The sequence below is a fragment of the Paenibacillus sp. FSL R5-0623 genome (assembly GCF_037974265.1).
Lineage (GTDB): Bacteria > Bacillota > Bacilli > Paenibacillales > Paenibacillaceae > Paenibacillus.
Window position 1 is genome coordinate 810,105 of the sequence record NZ_CP150233.1, and the last position, 21,660, is coordinate 831,764.

General features: G+C 46.2%; 19 protein-coding genes. 15 read left to right on the forward strand and 4 right to left on the reverse strand.

Annotation, left to right across the window (positions count from 1 at the left end; all coding sequences use genetic code 11):
• The first annotated feature begins 157 nt into the window (after positions 1-157).
• The 6 genes from MKY92_RS03790 (at position 158) to MKY92_RS03815 (ending at position 6,486) form a co-directional block, all read left to right on the forward strand.
• Positions 158-1,240, forward strand: coding sequence for a hemolysin family protein (locus MKY92_RS03790; protein WP_221818713.1), 1,083 nt, complete (start codon positions 158-160; stop codon positions 1,238-1,240).
• Positions 1,241-1,492: 252 nt separating this feature from the next.
• Positions 1,493-2,446 (forward strand): ring-cleaving dioxygenase, encoded by a 954-nt coding sequence (locus MKY92_RS03795; RefSeq protein ID WP_339301673.1) that lies wholly within the window; start codon positions 1,493-1,495, stop codon positions 2,444-2,446.
• Between the two features lie 14 nt (positions 2,447-2,460).
• A complete protein-coding gene (locus MKY92_RS03800; protein ID WP_339301675.1) occupies positions 2,461-3,066 on the forward strand; it encodes an alpha/beta hydrolase in 606 nt (201 codons plus the stop codon).
• Between the two features lie 380 nt (positions 3,067-3,446).
• The gene (locus MKY92_RS03805) at positions 3,447-4,337 is read left to right on the forward strand and encodes an alpha/beta hydrolase (RefSeq protein ID WP_339299216.1); all 891 of its coding nucleotides are present in this window, start codon (positions 3,447-3,449) and stop codon (positions 4,335-4,337) included.
• A gap of 254 nt (positions 4,338-4,591) precedes the next feature.
• On the forward strand, positions 4,592-5,884 hold the full coding sequence (gene ilvA / locus MKY92_RS03810; protein ID WP_339299218.1) for a threonine ammonia-lyase IlvA: 1,293 nt from the start codon (positions 4,592-4,594) through the stop codon (positions 5,882-5,884).
• Positions 5,881-6,486 (forward strand): GNAT family N-acetyltransferase, encoded by a 606-nt coding sequence (locus MKY92_RS03815; RefSeq protein ID WP_339299219.1) that lies wholly within the window; start codon positions 5,881-5,883, stop codon positions 6,484-6,486. Before ilvA ends, MKY92_RS03815 begins: the two co-directional genes overlap by 4 nt.
• A 155-nt stretch (positions 6,487-6,641) precedes the next feature.
• Here the strand turns inward: MKY92_RS03815 and MKY92_RS03820 are convergent, their stop codons facing one another.
• The gene (locus MKY92_RS03820; protein WP_339299220.1) at positions 6,642-7,610 is read right to left on the reverse strand and encodes a hypothetical protein; all 969 of its coding nucleotides are present in this window, start codon (positions 7,608-7,610) and stop codon (positions 6,642-6,644) included.
• Positions 7,611-7,925: 315 nt separating this feature from the next.
• On the opposite strand from MKY92_RS03820, the gene MKY92_RS03825 reads away from it, so the two are divergent.
• Both MKY92_RS03825 and MKY92_RS03830 read left to right on the forward strand, forming a co-directional pair.
• Positions 7,926-11,021: a copper amine oxidase N-terminal domain-containing protein gene (locus tag MKY92_RS03825; RefSeq protein ID WP_339299221.1), complete on the forward strand. Its 3,096-nt coding sequence runs from the start codon at positions 7,926-7,928 to the stop codon at positions 11,019-11,021.
• Positions 11,022-11,535: 514 nt separating this feature from the next.
• Complete coding sequence (locus MKY92_RS03830) at positions 11,536-12,441, forward strand: AraC family transcriptional regulator (RefSeq protein WP_339299222.1); 906 nt, start codon at positions 11,536-11,538, stop codon at positions 12,439-12,441.
• A 22-nt stretch (positions 12,442-12,463) separates the two neighbouring features.
• Here MKY92_RS03830 and MKY92_RS03835 read toward each other — a convergent pair whose 3' ends face one another.
• Positions 12,464-13,276 (reverse strand): DUF1129 family protein, encoded by an 813-nt coding sequence (locus MKY92_RS03835; protein ID WP_339299224.1) that lies wholly within the window; start codon positions 13,274-13,276, stop codon positions 12,464-12,466.
• Positions 13,277-13,688: 412 nt separating this feature from the next.
• Here MKY92_RS03835 and MKY92_RS03840 point away from each other — a divergent pair, with 412 nt between their 5' ends.
• The 3 genes from MKY92_RS03840 to MKY92_RS03850 all read left to right on the forward strand — a co-directional run bounded on the left by MKY92_RS03840 (position 13,689) and on the right by MKY92_RS03850 (position 15,894).
• The gene (locus tag MKY92_RS03840; protein WP_339299225.1) at positions 13,689-13,922 is read left to right on the forward strand and encodes a hypothetical protein; all 234 of its coding nucleotides are present in this window, start codon (positions 13,689-13,691) and stop codon (positions 13,920-13,922) included.
• A gap of 252 nt (positions 13,923-14,174) precedes the next feature.
• Positions 14,175-15,005: an alpha/beta fold hydrolase gene (locus MKY92_RS03845; RefSeq protein ID WP_339299226.1), complete on the forward strand. Its 831-nt coding sequence runs from the start codon at positions 14,175-14,177 to the stop codon at positions 15,003-15,005.
• A gap of 103 nt (positions 15,006-15,108) precedes the next feature.
• On the forward strand, positions 15,109-15,894 hold the full coding sequence (locus tag MKY92_RS03850; RefSeq protein WP_339299227.1) for a class III extradiol ring-cleavage dioxygenase: 786 nt from the start codon (positions 15,109-15,111) through the stop codon (positions 15,892-15,894).
• 167 nt (positions 15,895-16,061) lie between these two features.
• Here MKY92_RS03850 and MKY92_RS03855 read toward each other — a convergent pair whose 3' ends face one another.
• The gene (locus MKY92_RS03855; protein ID WP_339299228.1) at positions 16,062-16,274 is read right to left on the reverse strand and encodes a hypothetical protein; all 213 of its coding nucleotides are present in this window, start codon (positions 16,272-16,274) and stop codon (positions 16,062-16,064) included.
• A gap of 153 nt (positions 16,275-16,427) precedes the next feature.
• Positions 16,428-16,967, reverse strand: coding sequence for a DoxX family protein (locus MKY92_RS03860; RefSeq protein ID WP_339299229.1), 540 nt, complete (start codon positions 16,965-16,967; stop codon positions 16,428-16,430).
• A 339-nt stretch (positions 16,968-17,306) separates the two neighbouring features.
• On the opposite strand from MKY92_RS03860, the gene MKY92_RS03865 reads away from it, so the two are divergent.
• From MKY92_RS03865 to corA, 4 genes are all read left to right on the forward strand, one after another.
• The gene (locus MKY92_RS03865; protein WP_339299230.1) at positions 17,307-18,380 is read left to right on the forward strand and encodes a DUF3048 domain-containing protein; all 1,074 of its coding nucleotides are present in this window, start codon (positions 17,307-17,309) and stop codon (positions 18,378-18,380) included.
• 317 nt (positions 18,381-18,697) lie between these two features.
• Entirely contained in the window at positions 18,698-19,315 is a 618-nt protein-coding gene (locus MKY92_RS03870) for a DUF47 family protein (protein ID WP_221818723.1), read from the forward strand.
• Between the two features lie 14 nt (positions 19,316-19,329).
• Positions 19,330-20,319, forward strand: a complete 990-nt coding sequence (locus MKY92_RS03875; RefSeq protein ID WP_036668387.1) for an inorganic phosphate transporter — start codon at positions 19,330-19,332, stop codon at positions 20,317-20,319.
• Positions 20,320-20,626: 307 nt separating this feature from the next.
• Positions 20,627-21,586, forward strand: coding sequence for a magnesium/cobalt transporter CorA (corA, locus tag MKY92_RS03880; protein ID WP_036668386.1), 960 nt, complete (start codon positions 20,627-20,629; stop codon positions 21,584-21,586).
• Positions 21,587-21,660: the final 74 nt, after the last annotated feature.

The following is a 21,660-nucleotide window of genomic DNA, read 5'->3' on the forward strand; positions in this document are numbered from 1 at the left end:
GTTCGCGTTTGCAAACCAATTTTAAACCTTTGAAAACAATAATCAGGAAAATTTGGAGGCAATGGCGATCGGAAGAACGAGCCGTCACCGGAACGTCACTCGTGCAACCTTATTTAAAAATTTAATGGAGGTGAATCCCTCAACCTGAGGGAAATCATTGGACGGAATAATAGCCTTGAATTTATTTTTAGTAGCCGTATTTATAGGTCTGACAGCCTTTTTCGTTGGAGCCGAATTTGCAATTCTTAAAGTACGGATGTCCCGAATCGATCAATTGATCTCGGAAGGGAACAAAAAGGCAGTACTGGCCAAAAAAGTGGCGCACAACCTGGATTATTATCTGTCGGCATGTCAATTGGGGATTACCATCACGGCGCTGGTATTGGGAGCCTTGGGTGAACCTACCGTTGAGAAAATGCTGCATCCGCTGTTTGAGCGCATGGAAGTGCCGGCGGCATTGTCTACCGTTCTATCCTACGGTATCGCTCTGGCGATCATTACGTTCCTGCACGTGGTTATTGGTGAATTGGCACCAAAAACCCTGGCGATCCAGTTTGCAGAGAGAATGACGTTGTTGTTGGCACCACCACTGTACTGGTTCGGTAAAATCATGAATCCGTTCATTTATGCATTAAATGGAGCTGCTCGTCTGTTGCTTGGCATATTTGGTGTAAAACCTGCCGGGCATGATACCGTTCACTCGGAGGAAGAGCTGAAACTGATTATGGCAAAGAGTTATGAGAGTGGCGAGATCAATCAGACGGAGCTGGACTATCTCAAAAACATTTTTGCTTTTGATGAGCGTCTGCTTCAGGAGATCATGATTCCACGAGATAAAATTGTTACGTTGAATAAGGAAATGCCGCTTGATCAGATCATTGAGACGCTGAATCGACATGAATACACGCGATACCCTGTTATTGCGAATGGGGATCAGGCTCATTTTGTTGGCTTTATTAATACGAAAGAAATGCTGACGAGTGTGGCTGCGGGCAGAGACTTCAATATGGAGACATTTGTTCACAATACACCGAGTTTCTCCGAGCGTTCTCCAATCAAGGATGTACTGATCCAGATGCAGCAAAGCCGTGTACACATTGCAACCGTTAAAAACGAGGCAGGTGCTACGGTAGGTATGGTTACGATGGAGGATATCCTTGAAGAGATTGTCGGAGATATCAAGGATGAATACGAGCATAAAGATTTGGTGAATCCACCAAAAAGAATGAAACTGGTCTAAGAAGCAGTAATACAAAAGTGATACAGGAATACGAAGCAACCTAATCAATCGTTATAAATGCTAAGCAGGTTCCCGGAGCGATCGGGGCCTGCTTTTTGTATTAAATCTTAACTTTAAAATAAAAGCTTGCATATTGAGGTCCAATGGATTAATATAAATTTAAAGAATCTTAATTTAAAGATAAATAACGAAAAGCAATAAATAAAAGAAGCAAAAACAACCTATGATACAACTAAAACCAAGGGAGTGGAGATTATGTTCAGAACTACAGGAATTCATCATATTACCGCTTTTGTTGACGATGCGCAGAAAAACGTTGATTTTTATGCAGGTGTGTTGGCGCTCAGACTGGTGAAAAAAACAATTAACTTTGATGCACCAGACGTGTATCACTTGTATTACGGGAATGAACAGGGTGCACCGGGCACAATCATTACCTTTTTCCCACAGCAAAATTCAAGAAGAGGTGTCATTGGTTCCGGTCAGACTGGAGTTACCGTATATGCGGTTCCTGTAGGAAGCCTGCCTTTCTGGAAAGAACGTCTTGCTTCCTTCGATATTCCATATGAAAATAAAACCAGATTTGGTGAGCAGTACATTCGTTTCTTCGACAAAGGCGGTCTGCTGCTTGAACTGGTTGAGCGTGAAGGCGGTCAGCCAAGCAACTGGAGTTTCAACGGTGTGACACCGGAGCATGCCATCAAAGGATTTGGCGGAGCTGTATTGTTCAGCCACGTTCCTGAGAAAACCATGGACGTCTTGGTGAGCAAACTGGGTCTGGAGCAAGTCGGTGAAGAGAACGGACTCCTTCGTCTTCAGGCAAGCGGCGATATCGGTCAGATCATCGATATTCAGTCCACAGGCATCCAGCGCGGGATTGGTGGAGCCGGAACGGTCCACCATATTGCATGGCGTGCCAAAGATTACGTGGAGCATGAACAAATCCAGCAGGATCTTGAACAAACCGGGTATCATCCAACGCCAGTCATTGACCGTCAATACTTCAACGCTGTGTATTTCCGGGAGCCGGGTGGTATACTGTTCGAACTGGCTACGGATCCTCCGGGATTTGCACGGGATGAACCAGCAGAGAGCATGGGTGAGAGACTGATGTTGCCTGAATGGTATGAAACACAGCGTGAGCAGATTGAACAATTGTTGCCACGAATTGAAGTACGTGAATGGAAAGGAGAGTCAAAATCATGACCACAACCAATACAATGAAACATATCTATAAAGCAGGTGCTCAACCGGATGCGCCAACAATCCTGTTGCTTCATGGCACAGGCGGAACCGAGAACGATCTGATCGGTCTGGCGGAGATGATCGCACCAGGAGCTGGCATACTTGGGGTGCGGGGTAATGTATCGGAGAACGGGATGCCCCGTTTCTTCCGCCGGCTGGCCGAAGGCATTTTTGATGAAGAAGATCTGATTGCCCGTACGGCAGAGCTGGGATCTTTTGTCGATGCAGCTGCGGTGGAATACGGTTTTGATCGGTCCAACGTGTATGCACTGGGTTACTCTAACGGTGCCAACATTGCGGCAAGCCTGATCTTCCATCAAGCAGATGTATTCAAAGGTGCAATTCTGCATCACCCGATGGTACCGCTGCGCGGACTGGAACTGCCGGATCTGAAAGGTCTGCCTGTGTTCATTGGTGCGGGCGAGAACGATCCGATTGTACTAAGACGTGAGACGGAGGAACTTGCTTCGTTGCTGAGCGGTGCAGGTGCCAATGTAAACACACATTGGGAGCGTCAGGGTCATCAGTTGACGCGTACCGAAGCAGAAGCTGCGGCAACTTGGTTTAAGACACAGGCATAAATTGTTGTTTCCTTATTAAATGAGCGATATGTTTAATCCTAGGTATCGTGAAGCTAAAGCAGTTAAAAACAGCCCTGATGGAAATTGAAATCGGGCTGTTTTTTTATATTTTTATATATGATGTCCAGCCGCATAGTGGTTGGGACAGTTACCCGATCCGATTATGGATCGGGTTTTCTTTTTCATAAGGAAAAGGGAGGCTCAGCAGAACGGTGGGGCGGGGAAGGATCCTTGAAACGTGACAGAAGCGACAGAACGGATGTATCTTGCTGAAGCAACATGGTTGTCGTAAAGCATGGATTATTCTATAATGAAGTAATTGATAATCATTTTCAATTAGATTCGGTGAAAGATGACTATGCACGTAATCAGGAGGGAACATGAATCCTAACCCTAGCTCACATACGTTTGGTTCAAGTGCGTTTGTTCAGACCCGTGATGGTCGCAAACTACATTATATGTCCAAGGGGACAGGAGACCTGACGGTGGTGTTTGAGTCCGGTATGGGCGCCTCCAGATCAAACTGGGGACTGGTTGCACCAGCCATTGCTGAGCATGCACGTGCAGTCGTGTATGACAGGGCAGGGGCAGGACGAAGTGATGTCGACTCGGCTCCCCGCAGCCTTGAACGCATTGCAGGGGATCTTGGAGAACTGCTGACAGCTCTGGGCCCGGGCCCATTCATTCTGGTTGGACATAGCTGGGGCGGTCCGATTGTACGGGCTGCGGCAGCTACACATATATCTCGATTACGTGGCATTATCCTGGTAGATCCATCAGACGAGCATTGCGAAATGTATTTTTCCAAGCTTACTAAAAAGAGCTTTGCCATTAACGGATTCCTCATTCCAATCATGGCGCGGACTGGCTTATATAAGAAACTTGGCAGCAAAGCTGGAAGTATTCAGCCTGACGATGTGGTAGCGGATCACCTCAAGGAGGATTTCACTGTACAGGCAGCCAGCACGATGCTTGCGGAAGGTAAAACATTTCTGGATGACATGGCAGCGCTACTGAAACATCCTCCGGCTCTGGGTGATCTGGAAGTTAGCGTGATCTCGGGTACAAAACCGGGCAAAGGGGAGGCCAAAATCAGACCCGTCCTTATCATGGCGCATCGCCAGACGGTGAGCCAGCTATCCAATGCGAGATGGATTGGGGCCGATCAATCGGGACATATGGTTATGTATACAGACCCTCAGGTCATTATTAATGAAATTGTACGAATGATAAATGATGAGAGCTCAGGCGCAAGAACAGAACAAAAGTGATACAATACAAAGAAAAGCAGTGCGCGACATTGCTAGATAAGTTGAATTAATGATTTACACGATAACGGAGAGGACAGAAAGAACCTGAAAAAGCGAAGCGTTCGCCTTTATCACCGGATTTTTCCCTTGAGAAAAGGGAATCGAAAAAATCTGGGGATAACAGCGATTGGAGGGTTATTCTGTCATCGTAGTGTCAGTGTAAATAAACTTTAGTTCAACTTATATAGACCATAAAAGCGGAGTGTGGAGACAACATGAAACCAGTTGAACAAGAACCAACGGGAACCACAAGTCCCGGTCGTGCCAGTGTTGGCATGGAAGATATCGTACGCGCACATCATGTGCTGCGTGAGGTCATTGTAAGAACGCCGTTACAGCGGGATGCTGTATTGTCGGCCAAATATAACTGTAATGTGTATCTGAAAAGGGAAGACCTTCAAGTGGTGCGCTCGTTCAAAATCCGGGGCGCCTATAATATGATTCGCAGTCTGACACCAGCCGAGATGGAGAAGGGTATTGTCTGTGCGAGTGCAGGCAACCATGCTCAAGGTGTCGCATTTAGCTGTAATGCCCTTGGAATTAACGGCAAAATCTTCATGCCGAGTACAACGCCGAACCAGAAGGTGAAGCAGGTCAGACGCTTTGGTGGCAGTAACGTTGAAGTGGTGCTCATCGGGGATACGTATGATGATGCTTATGCAGAAGCGATGCGTGCATGTGACGAACAGGGCATGACGTTCATCCATCCTTTTGATCAACCCAAGATTATTGCAGGTAATGGTACGGTAGCGATGGAAATCATGGAAAGTCTCGATGAGAATGCCGACTATGTTTTCGTGACGATTGGTGGCGGAGGGTTGGCAGCCGGCGTGGGTACCTATATGAAGACCGTAAGTCCGGAGACACGCATCATTGGAGTTGAGCCACTTGGGGCAGCTTCCATGAGTGAGGCGATGTTCCGCAAACAGGTTGTGACGCTGGATGATATAGATAAATTCGTGGATGGCGCAGCGGTGAAACGGGTTGGCGATCTCACCTTTGATATCTGCAGTAGTATACTTGATGACATTGTGAAAGTGCCAGAAGGCAAAGCCTGCACAACTATTCTGGAGCTATATAATGAAAATGCGATTGTTGTCGAGCCTGCCGGTTCCTTGGCTGTTGCGGCGCTTGAGCAATATCGTGAGCAAATTGTGGGCAAGACGGTGGTCTGCGTGATTAGCGGCGGGAACAACGATATCGACCGGATGCAGGAGATCAAGGAACGTTCCCTGATCTATGAAGGTCTGAAGTATTATTTCATGGTTAATTTCCCGCAGCGTGCAGGAGCTTTACGTGAATTCCTGGAGGAAGTTCTAGGGAAGAATGATGATATCACCCGGTTTGAATATACGAAAAAGCATGATAAGGAAAATGGCCCTGCCTTGGTGGGCATCGAGCTGATGTACAAGGAAGATTATCATCCCTTAATTGAACGTATGAACCGCAAAGGTATCGCCTATACCGAACTGAACAAAAATCTAAATCTGTTCAACATGTTAATATGATGAAACATTCCAGTATGCAGTCAGATCACCAAGAAACATCTCCTCTGATCAGACCTGCGCGCATAGAAGATGCAGATCAGGTCATTCCGTTACTGTATCAGGCGATCGGGGACATTGCTTATTCGCTGGCGGGTGAGGCGGATCATGAGAAGGCGATGCATATTTTGCAGGCGTTCTATGTACAGGAAGACAACCGGATTAGCTATCGTCATGTGACAGTGATGGAGCAGGATGGGCTGATTGCGGGGATTCTGGTAGCCTATGATGGCGGAGAAGCAGATCGTCTGGACCAGCCGATTCTGGATCGACCTGGACGAAGCCAGGAAGAGAAGTATGCATTGGTTAAAGAAACCCGTCCGGGGGAGTATTATCTGGATACTCTCTCGGTAAGTGAAGCTTATCAGGGGCAGGGCATCGGCCGGGCACTGATGGCTGCTTTTGAGCAGCAGGGCAGAGATCTGGGTCACTCACAGGTATCCCTAATTGTAGAACGAGACAACGGCCGTGCGCTAATGCTGTACGAACGGCAGGGATATGTCAAAGACGATGTGATTGTCATCGCTGGACACGAGTATAATCATATGGTCAAACCGATTCAATAGCACAGGCGCTGACGGGTTAAGTCAGTTTTGACTATAGAAACAATGAAGAAACCGCCACAGGGGCGAATCCTGTGGCGGTTTTTGGCATGGTGATATGTTGGAATTTAGCCCGAGTTTTGGCTTGGTCAGGATATTAACCATGGGAGCGGATTAACTCAATAATTCGCATAGTCGCTGACCGGCACATTCTGTTCCAGCCATTTTTCGACAACAGCGGTTTTCTCGAATTTGGCTTCGGTTACGATGTCCATGAACTTTTCGAGTTTCGTCAGGAAGGCACTGTCTTCGGATGAGTTACGTTGTAAGACAGCTTTGTAACCTTTCTGGGCATTGACAGTCATTTTGTTCGTTTCATAGTCAAATAAAGGCGTATTATTCAGGCCATAAAACGTATACAAGGTATAGTTATTCATCAGGTTCTTCACCTGTTGTACCCGATTGGACTTCGGATATTCGTTCAGGAATCGTTCCTGATTCATAGCGCGATTGAGTATCTCCTGATAGCCAATGACGAGTGCACCATCATCGGCGGCAAGGTTGCTGGTTTCGACTGCCATGATATTAATGTATTGTTTGATGTCTGGTTTCACGTAAGAGATATATTTCTGAAAAGCCATATAATTCATGATCGGGTAGAGGGAACCTTCCAGCATGACTAGTCGATAGCCGCTATCCCGTGCCTGTTGAAGTAGTGCACGCAGATGGGTGTCTTTGGTGCGCGACATGAGCTGGGTGAAGCTGTCATTCCACTTGTAGGCCTTGATCATCTTGTCCTGAACATTAGGTACGAGCAGGCGGTCCGTCATGGCTGTTAACGCCTTGTTGCGGGCATTCTCCAGCTGTAAGACCATCAGGGTTGCATGATGAGTGGTGACTTGATTGATATGAGATTCGAGATAAGTATCCGCGGCAGGCAAGCCGTTCTTTTTGTAGAGCATGGACTGAAATGTTTTATATATCGTTGTTGAACTGGCAGTTGTGACTTTGGTATCTGTACTGGAAGATGCGGCAGCAGCAACTCCGGATAATGGACCGACAGCTGTTTGGAGCAGCATGAGTATGGCGGTGGCTGTAATGAAGGTGCGCATGCCCTTACGTTTGGCAGATTGGAACGATGGTGTCATAATATGAACCTCCCGTAGTTGAGAAAATGATAGGTGCTGTTCACTAGTTACTATACATTAACCCAATTGGTGCAGGATGTGGTTGCGGAATGGTGACAAATTCTTCTGTTATTTTTAACTTTTGGAGGGTGGAAGATAGAGGAAGATTTCTGCGAAAATAATTTTTGTACAACTGGAAACTTTTGAGCTGATCGGAACGTCTTAGTTGTGCATAGGTAAATACAGGAATTAATGAAAAGAACAGCGAATCTATTTCGATGTTAACTAAATGCGAGAATGGGGATATGGGATATGAGGAAAGCGGGAGGAAAACAAGTGAAGAAGGTAATGTCAGCGCTGGCTGTATCAGCCATGCTGATGTCCGCACTTCCAACGTCGGTCATGGATGCAGCCGCGAGGATCAGTATATATATTAATGATGCAGAGTTATCATCTGCTCAGGCACCTGTGATGAAAGGTGGACGGGTACTCGTTCCGCTTCGTTCCATTTTTGAAGGATTGGACGCGAAGGTATCTTACACGAACAGAACCAAAACGATTGTTGCAACTCGCGACGATCAGGAAGTTAAATTGACACTTGGTTCCAAAACGGCATACATCAACGGGGAAGCGATCTCGCTGGATGTACCTGCGAACACAATTAAGGGCAACACGATGGTTCCAATTCGTTTTGTCAGTGAAGCTTTTGGAGAGAAAGTGTTCTGGAACTCACGTAATCAACGTGTAGACATCAAGACAACGGCAACGCCTCCAGTGGATGAGACACAATATGCTGCATGGAACATCTACGGTTCGGTATCCGGAAGTAACGGAGATGGTCGTGACCTGACCGTGAGCTTCACACGTCCAACTTCAGAGAAGGCGGTATCTGCTTACCGGATTATGCTGGTGAAAACACGCGATGTGAATAGCTTTACGGAGTCCTCAGCAACTGCCGTGCCTTCTGCGAACTATACATCTGTTACACCAAATGGCAGCAACCCGAAACTGACACTTAATGCACAGACGCGTGACGTAAACGGGGATCTGCTTAACAGCAATGAAACGTATCGTCTGTATGTACTGACTGTTGGTAACAGCAGCAATAATTATAAAAATGCATTGAACTGGTCTTCCCAAGCCTTGAAGCTCAATAATGTGAAATCCACAGTACAAGCGGTTACAAGTCTGCGTGCTGCAGATATTAGTGACTATGGCGATGGCCGCGATCTGGAGATTAACTTCACGCAGCCGAGCACAACATCGAACATTACGTATTATCGTGCTTTTGTTGTTAAAGCGAAGGACTCTTCTGCGTTCAATCTGGCTGCAGCGAACAAAGTGTCCAGTGCAAACTCCACGATCATATACAAAGGAAACAGTACCGCAGTGAAAAGCCAGCTCACTTCTTCGACACGGGATACGTCCGGCGAATTGATCAAAAGCGGTACAGCATATGTAGTTTACATCTTGTCGGTAAGCACTAATACAACAACAGACAGCAAGCTGTCCGCAGCATCATCTTCACTTACGTTGTCCGTGAACACAGCAACATCTCCGGTAATTACGCAGGTGAAGGATAACTCGGATTATGGAGATGGTCGTGATATTCAGGTGAGTTTCAACCGTTCATCGGATGAGTCCAAGGTGGCGAATTATCGTGTCTTTGTGGTGCGCAACTCGGTTGCCAGCAGCTTCAATCTGACAACGGCGAGTAACCTGTCCTCCAGTCTGTACTATACGGTGAACAAAACAGGTAACAACATTACAACGACTTTGCCTTCATCCATGAAGGACACAAGTGGTTATAACGTAACGAATCTGCAAGATTATCGCATCTTTGTGATGGCGGTGGGCAATCAGCAAAATGGATACACCAATGCGCTGTCAGCTTCCTCTACTGTGCTGAGACTGACAACGAACGGTAACGCGGGAGTTATTAGCAACCTGGCTGTTGCGGATATCAGTGACTACGCTGATGGGCGTGATCTGCGGGTTTCTTTCAACAAAGCTGCGGATGAATCCAGAATCTCTGCCTACCGAGTATATGTAGTTCGTTCCGCTAATGTGGGCAGCTTCACGCTGAGCGCTGCGAATGCGTCGAACAACTATACGCAGGTGAACAAAACGGGTGGTAACTTGTCAGTTACGCTTCCAAACTATGCGGTAGATACGAATGGTTATACCATTACCAATAACGTTGCTTATCGGGTATTCGTGCTGTCGGTGAATAACAACGGAAACTCCAGTCAAAATGCTTTGTCTGGTTACTCTTCCCAAATTACGCTGTCGGCAAACGCGGCTGTGACCGCTCCGAGCAGTGTGATGCCATCTGATATTGGGGATGCTGGAAATGGTAGTGATCTGCGTGTGACGTTTAATAAATCCGCAGATGAGACAAATGTAAGAGAATATCGATTGTTTGTATTGAAGGCGGGTAGCACGTTTAATCTGAACATAGCGAATGGTGTGAACAGCGCGTATTACAGAACCGTCAGTAAAACGGGAGCTAATCAGACTGTTAATTTTACAAGTACTTCGAGAACAGTGAATAACGAGCCAATTCTTAATGATGTGGCCTACCAAGTATATGTAATGGCCGTGAATAACAATGCTTCTCTGGCGAATGCATTGTCATCGCCTTCCGTCGCAATCACATTATCTTCGAATGCCACTGTAGCAGCGGTGAGCAAATTAGAAGCGACTGTTAAAGATGCATCGCAAGCCTCAGGCAATGTAACTGATGTAACAGTTACATTTACGAAGCCTAGTACCGATACTGGCATTAAGCGGTATGTGCTAATGATTGTACCTGCCTCAACGGCATTTGATCTGAATGCGGCCAAAACAACTGCAAATTCAAGTTTTGCAACAGTTGTTAATACTAGTCCTACAGACTTGCCGCTTTCATTGAAGGACAGTAATGGCGTTGATATCAAAGCAGGAGTTTCATACAAGGTGTATATACTATCGGAATCATCAGATAGTAAGCGGGAATCCAATTTGGCATCTTCCCCTGTTTTTACAATCAACGCAAAGAAACAGGCACCAACGCCTGTTGAGAAGGTAACGGGTGTAAATGCAGCAGTAACTGATAATTCAATCAATGTAAGTTTCACTAAGCCGACTAATGAGGCAGGCATTGCTCGTTACGATGTGTACATTGTTAAAGAAGGGGGCGGTACAGGTACTTCTGGTACAGTTCTAGCCACAGTAAGTACGGGTACTGCTCCATGGACAGCAACAGTGGGTATTACAGCTAAGGATTCAGATAATGTAGATTTTGGAGCAGGAAAATACCGGGTTTTGGTAGTCGCAGTGGCGAGTGATACATCGTTAAATACATCCGTCACTTCTGAAGGGACTTTGACCATTCCGCCATCTTCTTCTGGTACTGATCAGGGAGCCGACAATACAGGTACATCCCTCTAATCAGGATACCGATGCAAGTGCCTCTGGTGGTAGTGGTATTTAAGTATCAGCTTGAGATACCTCATAAAACAAACGAATTTTAATACTTGGATGCATAATCTGGATGAGTGACAGAGGTAGTGAAGGGCACGGAATCGATTCTGAAGAAGCGTCAGCGTTCGCCTTTGTCTCCGAATTACTACCTTTTACAGGTTAATCAAGAAATTTGGAGACAACAGCGATCGCAAGAACGATCCGTGACCGGAACGGCCACTCAGAGAAGCGCAATCTATTTTCAGTAAAGTAACATGTTAACTCCCTTTCCAATAGAGAAGGGGAGTTTTTTTATTACCATATTGAAAATCTTGTCGTCAAAAAGGTTCCTAAGACCATTGTTACATCGGGAACAAATAATGGATAATAAAGGGAAGTTGGCTATATAGATTGAACTAAACATTTACATGAAACGGAGTGGCCAGTGTAAATATCATTAGTTTACCTTATGTAAAGCCTATGAGCCGAAAGGAATGATGGAATGCTTGCATTTCGTTTGACGGGCCTGCCGGATTCCAGGTTGCCGCTGTACCTGTATTGTGTAGGCACGCAGGAAGAGAAAGTTCTGCATAGACCGGATGGATTTCCGGTGTATCAGTTGTTTTTGTCACATGGTGGTGAAGGGCAGTTCAGGCTTCCGGATAAAGGGGCATGGACGATGGGAGCAGGGCAGTTATTTATCATGGAACCCGAGGTTGCGCATGAGTATGTGCCTCATTCCAAATCCAAAGGAGAACTGGGTTATATCGGTATTGGCGGTGCATCGGCTGGATCGGTGCTACAATGCGCGGGTTTGATTCAGAACGAGCCTTACCATATCTCCGGTTTTGAAATCATCTGGTCACGCATGACTAATCTCTGGCATGGGCTGGATCAAGGAGCAACGGAGATGTGGAACACATCAGCTCTCATCTATCAGCTCATTTTGGATCTAGCACAATCGAAAATTCCATCTGATGTTGCTAGCGTAGGTATTGGATCATCCAGGGCACAGGATGGCACTGTAAAACACTCTAATCGGGAGACCGATCCGAGCAAGGATGCACTCATCCGAGCAGTAGCATTGATGCATACGCACTACCAGGATGACCTGTTATTGAAGCATGTTGCTGACGCAGTGGGTTATTCAGTGCAGCATCTCAATCGATTATTTCACCAGCATTATGGCGTGACAGGACATCAATATATGCAACGATTACGTTTGCAGAAGGCTTCGGACTGGCTGGACAAGCATCCACGAGCGAGTGTACGAGAGGCGGCAGAGAACGTAGGGATGGAAGTGAACTATTTTATCCGGATGTTCAAGCGGGAGTTTGGAGAGACACCGGGTAAAGGAATCAAACATCGGAATCAGCTCCAAATGGAAAAAGACCTCACAAATTCGTGAAGCCTCTCACTTATATAACGTGTTATGCATTTTTCTTTTGTCCGAAGAACGGACGTAACGTTGCAAGTCCCACAACTCCGATTACCGCACTCACCCACGGAGCCAGTACAAATACCGGCAGTTTATCACGCAATGGATACCCTACAAATAGAACAAGGACCACGATGACGATGTAGATGATGATTCCCTTAAGGTTAACCTTAGGTACGGTGTTCTTGTCCGCTCCTTCATCGTCGGGTCGCTCAGCAAGGCGGCGAAGCATCTCCACCAATGCGATCCCGCCAACTGCCGCAACGATCAGAGAGAACAAACTGATGTGTTGGAAAGGCTCCGTATCTCCGCCAGTCCAACCCACGAACAATCCCACACATCCTTGAATCAACATGACAAAAGACAAAGCCGCCCAAGCGATCATGGCATACCACATTGGTGTCCGTTTCACAGGCTCTGGATTCTCAGTTGGCTGTGGTTCTACAGCGTTGGCATTCTTTTTCAATGAAGCTGTTGGACTATTACCACGGGTTGGGCTGGATTTACCCAGCTCAACGGCAGCCGTCTTCTCCGGTGCTGTATTTGTAATCCCGAGCTGTGCATGGATGTCTTGTTCCAGATCAGGTCCGTATAACTCGCGAGCGGATTTGTTATCCCGCTGAGCCTGTACGATCGCTTTTCCTGCGGAGAGTATCCATTCTTCCTGTGTTCTCTCGTCCGCTGGCGCATGACGCGCAATTGTGCTGATCTCGTCATACAATTTCACATGTTCAGGTGTCATTCGACTCATCTCAGTTATTTGCCGATTCTGTATTTCTTTAAGCTTCTTATAGGAAATCCCCAATGATTGCTCCCCCTGTCTACACACGTTCTGATCTTCCAATGGTCTGAAGACCCTGACGGTATTTTAGTATACGGGAAGGGCTCTCGTTTCGCAAAGTCATTCCTTATAAAAAAGCTGCTCATGGTGGACCCATATCCATACACAGGCCAGTATAACACAGGTGCATAACAGCACCAGTTTACCGTGATGTTGAATCCATTCCAGTAGATGTTCCATGAACTCATTCCTTTCGGTAGAAGGATTCCGAGGCATATGCTGCCTATGTTTGTTCGTTTATTTTCCCCCGTTCATGTAAAAAAATACCCTCACGCCTCCCAGATCTAACGATTGTGTGAAGGATGCATAAAGAGCAGCCGATTCCATCACAATAGTAGCATTTCCAACAGAAATTCAAGATTGGAGTGTGCTTGTTATGGATAAACAAACAGAATTGACGCGGAAGCTGCTACTGAACAGCAACTCCCGTGGAGTCGTGGACGAAGTTGTATCCTTTGAAGAGAACCTGGAGGATACGGAGTATGCAGAAGAACTGACAGATGGCAATTTGAAGGGAAGAAGTTTCTGGGACAATAGTGATTCGGATCATGAGCATGAGTGGAATGGGCGGGTGGAGACCCACGAGATGTTCCGTAGAAGCTACGAATAACGATCCTGCAACACTTGTTAGAATTTCAAATGATATCCGGGCCAGCTGTTATCAGCGTGGCTCATTTTTTTGTGCTTATTATCCGATAAAATGTAGATTGGTAGTCGACGTAGAAAGGTTTTTACTTACGTTGACTTGAAGGTTACGGGATGATAATATATGAATAACATCTTAATACACACTAAACTTATCGGATTATATATATTTAATAAATAAAGCTCAACAGGCTAAGCGTGGAAAGGGGAAATCGGTATGGAACGTCAGATCAGTATCCGTCATGGACAGGAAGAATTAACAGCCACGATTCATTATCCGGTTGTGAAAGATATCAAGGAGGAGAAGAGTCAACAGCGAGTCCCTCTGGCGGTCATCTGCCACGGCTTCGTTGGTAGCCGAATCGGCGTGGATCGTTTGTTTGTGAAGACTGCACGGGAGCTGGCTGAAGACGGTTATCTGGTCCTGCGTTTCGATTATGTCGGTTGCGGAGAGAGCAGTGGGGAGTACGGAGCGGAGGGACTGGAGTCCATGGTGCTGCAGACCCGTTCGGTGCTGGATTACGCGGTGAATTGCAGTGATGTAGATCCTACGCGTGTTACGCTGATTGGTCATAGTCTGGGTGGTGCCGTTGCATTGCTAACTGCTGTACGTGACAAACGTGTCAAAAACCTGGTTATGTGGTCCTCCGTGGGTTATCCATTCAATGATATCGTGAAGATTACGGGACGGGAAGTATACGATGAAGGCGTGAAACTGGGTGCGGCTGATTATCTTGGATACAAGTTCACACCGACATTCTTCGAGTCTCTTGCTGAACAACAGCCATTCCAGGAAGCAGTTAAGTTTAGCGGTGATGTTCTCGTTGTGCATGGTACATCAGATGAGATTATTCCTGTAGACTACGCATTCCTGTATCAAAAGGTATTCTGGATGCGCCAAGAGGGCCGCTGTGACAAGGAGATCATCTTCCAGGGCGATCACACCTTCTCTTCAGGTAAAGAGCGGGAGCAGCTAATTACGCGTACCAGAGAGTGGCTGGGCGAACGTCAGAAGATCGAGCAGGATTGGCAGCACTGGATGATATAAGTGGCAGGATTACAACTGTTTGGGGATGTCAGCTTGGAAAAGCGCCTTCTTAAGGGTAAAATAGAGGAGTAAGCATTCTATCCGTGTCTGGAGGTTGGCAGCAATGACATTACCCGCACTTTTCATTGCGCATGGTTCTCCCGCTCTGGCGGTGGAGAGCAATGACTACACTCACTTCTTGAACCAGCTTGGAGACAGGCTGCCGGCTCCGAAAGCCATTGTCGTATTTACGGCGCATTGGGATTGTCCTGAAGCGTCCGTGACGATGGATGATACACATCAGACCTTGCATGATTTTTACGGATTTCCTTCTATGATGTATACGATGGAATACCCTGCATCTGGGCAGCCAGATTTAGCAAACGAGATATGTGCTTTGTTCACCCGCAGTAATCTGGCACATCAGCCGATTCGAGGCCGAGGGCTGGATCATGGCGTATGGGTACCGTTGCTCCACATGTATCCCGAGGCTAACATTCCTGTGATTGCTGTATCTGTAGACTCGCTGCGTACGCCGCAGGAACAGTATGATATTGGCCGAATGCTGGAACAGCTGCGTCATGATGATGTGTTAATCATTGGCAGCGGTGGAACGGTTCACAATTTGCGATTGCTGGGCAATACGGATGAACCGCAAGAGTGGGCGGTGGAATTTGATAACTGGATCGGGGAGCGCTTGCAGCAGTGGAACACAAGAGAACTGTTTCAATATGAGAAAAAATCCCCTCATGCACGCACGGCAGTTCCGTCGTATGGTACAGAACACATTGCACCTTTGTTCTACGCCATGGGTACAGCGGATATGTCCCGATCAGCGAAGCGTCTATTTCAGTCTTACCCTTATGGAACGCTCAGTTTGAACTGCTGGCAGTTTGGAGACGGCGTGTAACTTGGAACAAACAACAGCCTGATTATGGTGTTTGAGCCAGTTTCGTACAGATAACGTGTATTAATTGCATACAATTACGATATATAAACAAAAGAAGGTTACTGTACACCCTTAATGGGCTACAGTAACCTTTTTTCAATACGAGGACTTATTCATGCAATAGATCTTTATTTGCGGATTTCGAACAATTCACATTCTGTGCGTGAATGATAAGCGAGCTCACTGACACTGGATTGTACCACTACGGTGTTGCTGTCAAAACGGATAATGATGCCACCAGAGTCAATCTGGTGATTATCTTTAAAAACTCGAACCTTATACTTCATATTCATGGCTTCCTGGAAGTCCGCATCGGTGTCAAGACGTCGCTGGGTCGGCATATCGTGTACTCCTTTGAAGTTCAACTTTATTTCATCATAATACGATTTTCTGTGGATGGGCAAGTCAGAGGCATTCGGGCTGATTCTAAAAAGTAAAAAGCCCTGCTCTCCAGGGGGATTGGGAGCAGGGCCGAGAATGCTATGAATGATTGCTTAAGCTGTTTTTTGCGTTGGGCTAATTGTTGGTGTGTCTTTAGGATGATTGCCTTTGTTACGAGTGATCAATCCGCGAAGGTAAGGCATTACCCAGTGATCCAAACCAATTTTACCTGCATTTGCACCAGCAACAACAAGGAAGATTTCCATTACAACCAGTTGAGCATTCGTGCTTACTGTTCCCGAGAAGAGGAACGCGAAGTTCATGACCATAGCCATCAGTGCTGCTAGTGTAGTGAAGCAACCGAGGATGAGACCCAAACCTACAAGGAATTCACCCAATGGGATAACGAAGTCGAAGAGTCCTGCGTTTGGTACTGCGAATTTCTCAAGGAACGTTGCCCACCAAGCTTGGACAGCCGGGTGATCACCTGTTGCTTTTTCTACCGCACCGGCCAGGAACCCGCCAGCTTGGAATCCGCCAGTCAATTTGCTCCATCCGTGAGTCATCCAATCATAACCGATATACACCCGAAGTACTGTCAAAATCCACATTGCTACTTTGTTTTCTCTAAGCCATTGGTTTGTGCTGAACATATGAACCACTCCTTCATGGAATTTAGTGTGTGTTGTTTTTTTCTTTTTCTAAGTGATCACCTTTGATGTCTTTATTGTATAGTTCAAAAGTCGTTTTGTTTGTGATTAAAATCACAATCTAGTTCAAATTTTAAGTAAGGTTTGAGGAGTTCACATTTAGGACATATTTTTCTCGCGATATGCTGTTTCAAATATGAATTACAAGCTGTATCAAGGCCTTCTGGGCGCAGACAAATCGGATGGGGTGTGATTAAATGGAAAGAAATACGTGAAATGGTTGCCTACATGAGACATATATCACAACTTAGAACCAGACCATATCGTTCAGGAGGTCCTATATTGAAACTTTTTAAATGGAACAAAGCAGCATCGGCTGCATCTCTCTTTATTCTCTCATTGAGTCTTGTTGCCTGCCAAAACCAGGAGGCGACCCAGATGCCACTTCAGCCAGAACCGACACCTGCACCTGTACAAGAAGAACAGAACGTGGAGGAATCCAACACGTCTCTTTATACAGCACCTCTGACGGGTCTGCCTGTAGATGAAGCGATTACGCGTCGACCTCTCGCCGTAATGATTAATAATGCACCAGCAGCTCGGCCCCAATCGGGTCTTAGTTCAGCCGATATCATTCTTGAAGTCCTCGCTGAGGGAGGCATTACCCGTTTCATAGCCATCTTCCAGAGTGAAGGCGGTGCGGAGACGGTTGGACCTGTCCGCAGTATACGTCCATATCTGATTGAGCTGGGCGAGAGTTATGATGGGGTACTTGTTCACGCTGGAGGCAGTCCGGAGGCGTATTCCATTTTGCAAAGGCAGCAGAAACAGCATATGGATGAAATCTCGAATGGTGGACCTTACTTCTGGCGTTCTTCTGATCGTAAAGCCCCACATAATCTGTATACTTCAGCGGACAAGCTGAGAGAAGGGTCAGATATCAAGGGTTATAGCCATGATTTCAAGTCTCCCGTATACATCTATAACGAAGAAGGCGCGACATCCGCAGGAGAGGCAGTCAAGCAATTTGATATCCATTATTTATTGGATAGTTACCGGGTGACGTATGATTATGATGAAGTTAGCGGACGATATATGAGAATGGTGAATGGCAAGGCAGATCAGGATCTGGATAATGGTACTCAACTTGGCGCAGCGAACATTATTGTGGCAGGTGCAGATCACAAGGTGCTCGATAGTGTGGGTCGGTTGTCCGTTAATTTGGAACAGGGCGGGGAAGCCATGCTGTTTCAGAAGGGCAAGATGATTCGTGGGCAGTGGGTGAAGAAGCAGGGGGATATTATACGGTTTGTTCAGGGTGGCAGTGAAGCTGCTCTTGTGCCTGGCAAAACCTTTATCAGCATTGTTCCCAATCAACCGGAATTTTCCAGTCATGTGAAGCTGGCTGTGCAATAAAAGAATGTAATGAAAGAAAACAATGAAACATGTATCCATTTTGTCGTGAAAAAGGCATTATAATTTACCTTATCGTGAAAAGTAGAATCGTGTCGATTCTGTATTTTGATGTCGAATTGTAAACGCAGTGTAAAATCTTGACTTGAATTTACCATTATTCCAAATAATTAAGATTCATTTCAGATTAATGTGATAAGAATATAAAAAAGGATCACACCTTTTGTACAAACCATGAAACAAATATGATAAGATATCAAAGGTTGTCATTTCATGTTTCATCGGTTATCAGCAATTTTTCTCGTAAAGGGGATAGAGCTATGAAGCTTAAGAAGAAGAAGGATATATTTTTTGAGACACTGGAGAACATGGCAGATACGGTTGTTCAAGCGGCGGATTATTTCTCCCAGCATGTGTCCAACCTTCAGGATGTGACTCTTTTCGCTAATGAAATGAAGAAGTACGAGTCGAAATGTGATGATTTCGTGCATACGATTATTACAGAACTCAACAAAACATTTATCACGCCGATCGAACGCGATGACATCATGGAGCTGACAACAACACTTGATGACGTATTGGACGGACTCGAAGCAACGGCTTCCCGTTTCTATATGTACCAATTGACTGAACCGGATGAATTTATCGTTCAGTTCTCTGAAATTTTGCGCCAATCAGCTTACGAAATTCAGAAGGCGATCCATCTGCTGTCCCAGAAAAAATTGCTGGCTATTCGTGAGTACACCATTCGTTTGAATGATCTGGAAAACCAGGGCGACGAAGTGCTGCGCATGTGTATCAAACATCTCTTCGCTACCGTGTCTGATCCGATTGAACTGATCAAGCGTAAGGAAATTTATGAGCGTCTTGAGACAACAACGGATGCTTGTGAAGACGTAGCGAATGTGCTTGAATCCATCATTATGCGTAATTCTTAAGGAGCCAGAGAATAATGGAAACAACGATTTGGGTATTAGGTATAGTCGTCTTCCTTGCACTGGCGTTTGACTTCATCAACGGTTTTCACGACACGGCCAATGCCATTGCAACTTCGGTCTCAACCCGAGCGCTGACGCCACGTCGAGCTATTCTTATGGCAGCGGTGATGAACTTTGTCGGTGCGATGATGTTCACAGGTGTTGCGAAGACGATTGGGGGGAGTGTGACCGACCCCACCACGCTGGATAACGGGATAGAGGTCGTCATAGTCACCTTGATATCAGCGATTATCTGGAACCTGGTTACATGGTGGTTCGGTATTCCGTCCTCATCCTCACATGCACTTATTGGAGCCCTTGCAGGTGCCGTACTCGTTGGCGCAGGATCTGATAAAGTGAAATGGAGCGGATTCATTGATATCGTCGGAGGTTTGCTATTATCACCTCTGATTGCATTTGCGATAGGTTATGTGGTCATGACGATTCTCAAATATATTTTCGCCAAACGCAGTCCGCATAACGTGAACAAAGGTTTCCGTACGGTACAGATTTTCACGGCAGCACTCCAAGCATTCACTCATGGTACGAATGATGCACAGAAAGCGATGGGGATTATTACGTTTGCTTTGGTTGCAGCAGGTGTGCAGGATAACCTGGATGTTCCGCTGTGGGTTAAAATCTCAGCAGCAACTGCGATGGCACTGGGTACATCCATTGGTGGTTGGAAAATCATCAAAACGATGGGTACCAAAATCTTTAAAATTGAACCGATTAACGGTTTTGCCGCGGATCTGTCAGCTGCATCCGTTATTTTCACAGCAACGTTGCTTCACCTTCCAGTTAGTACAACGCACGCGATCACATCAGCTATTCTGGGTGTGGGCTCCGCGAAACGTTTCTCTGCTGTGAAATGGGGACTTGCTGGACGTATTATTATTACGTGGTTCATTACGATTCCGATTACTGGGGCACTGGCAGGATTATTGTACTGGATTATTTTCTAAAAAGAGAAGTTATCCCAAATAAATTCGGGGTTACCAGACAATCTGTTCATAACTGTGTGAATATCGGGATATGTGGACAATTATACAACCAAAATCAAGAGACGCCTGTGCATGAACGTGTGGACAGGCTGGATATGTGGATAGCCATCCGTGGAATGATAAACCAAAAGAAGATATTCCTGTGGATACAGGGAACTGTGGATAGGGAAATGAGAGAAGCCAACAGGGTTGGCTTTTTTTGTTGTCGAGTTTGAAGGTACCTGTGTACAATAACGTAAAGATACAGGACAAGGATGTGATCTGATTTATGATTCGTACACTCGCCATTACACGAGAACATCAAGTCTCCGTTAACGTACCACTTACACAGCTGGATCTGAACGATTACGCCTGGGTATGGGCCGATTTTAACCAGCCAACGGAAGAGGAAAGCCGTTTGTTGGATACATATTTTCATTTTCATCCATTAGCCATAGAGGACTGTTTGCATGTATTGCAACGGCCCAAGCTCGATTATTATGATAATCTGCAGTTTCTTGTGCTGCATGCACTGAACCCGTCCACACTGGAAGCCGAGGAGGTTGACTTGTTTCTCGGATCAAACTTCCTGGTGTCTTTTCATCATGGCGTATTGGAGGAAGTGGATGAAGCGTGGGAACGCTTGTTGCACCATGCACATGAACGAACCATCTGGGCGCGAGGTCCGGTGGCAGCAGCCTATACGGTGATGGACAAGCTGGTCGATCATTATTTTCCGTCTCTATTTGCAATTGAGGATGAACTGGCTGAACTGGAGAACCGGGGGGGACAAGAATCGGTTGAAGATTTGATGAACCAGGTGTTTGATCTGCGGACTCGATTGCTGAAGCTTAGAAGAACCGTAGTACCGATGCGGGATCTGCTCTATCGGGTGGTGAACTCCCAGCATGTGCAGCGAACAGGTGAACATACGGCTTATTTTACCGATATCTATGACCATTTATTGAAGCTGACGGATATGATTGAAGCCGATCGGGAGATGACCGCTGACCTGCGCGACAGTTATATTTCCCTGAACTCCAACCGGATGAATCAGATCATGAAGACACTCACGGTGATTACGACCGTATTTATGCCGCTCACACTGATCGCAGGTATTTATGGCATGAACTTTGCCTATATGCCTGAGCTGCAATGGAAGTTTGGTTATGGTGCGGTGCTGCTGTTAATGTTTGTGCTTGGCGGGAGCATGGTGGCCTGGTTTGTAAAACGGGGCTGGTTTAAGTGAGAATCGTACGCCTTACTGCTCCGTATGCAGTTCCATCTTTCGGTGATAAGCGCACGGTATTGCGAGCAGATCAT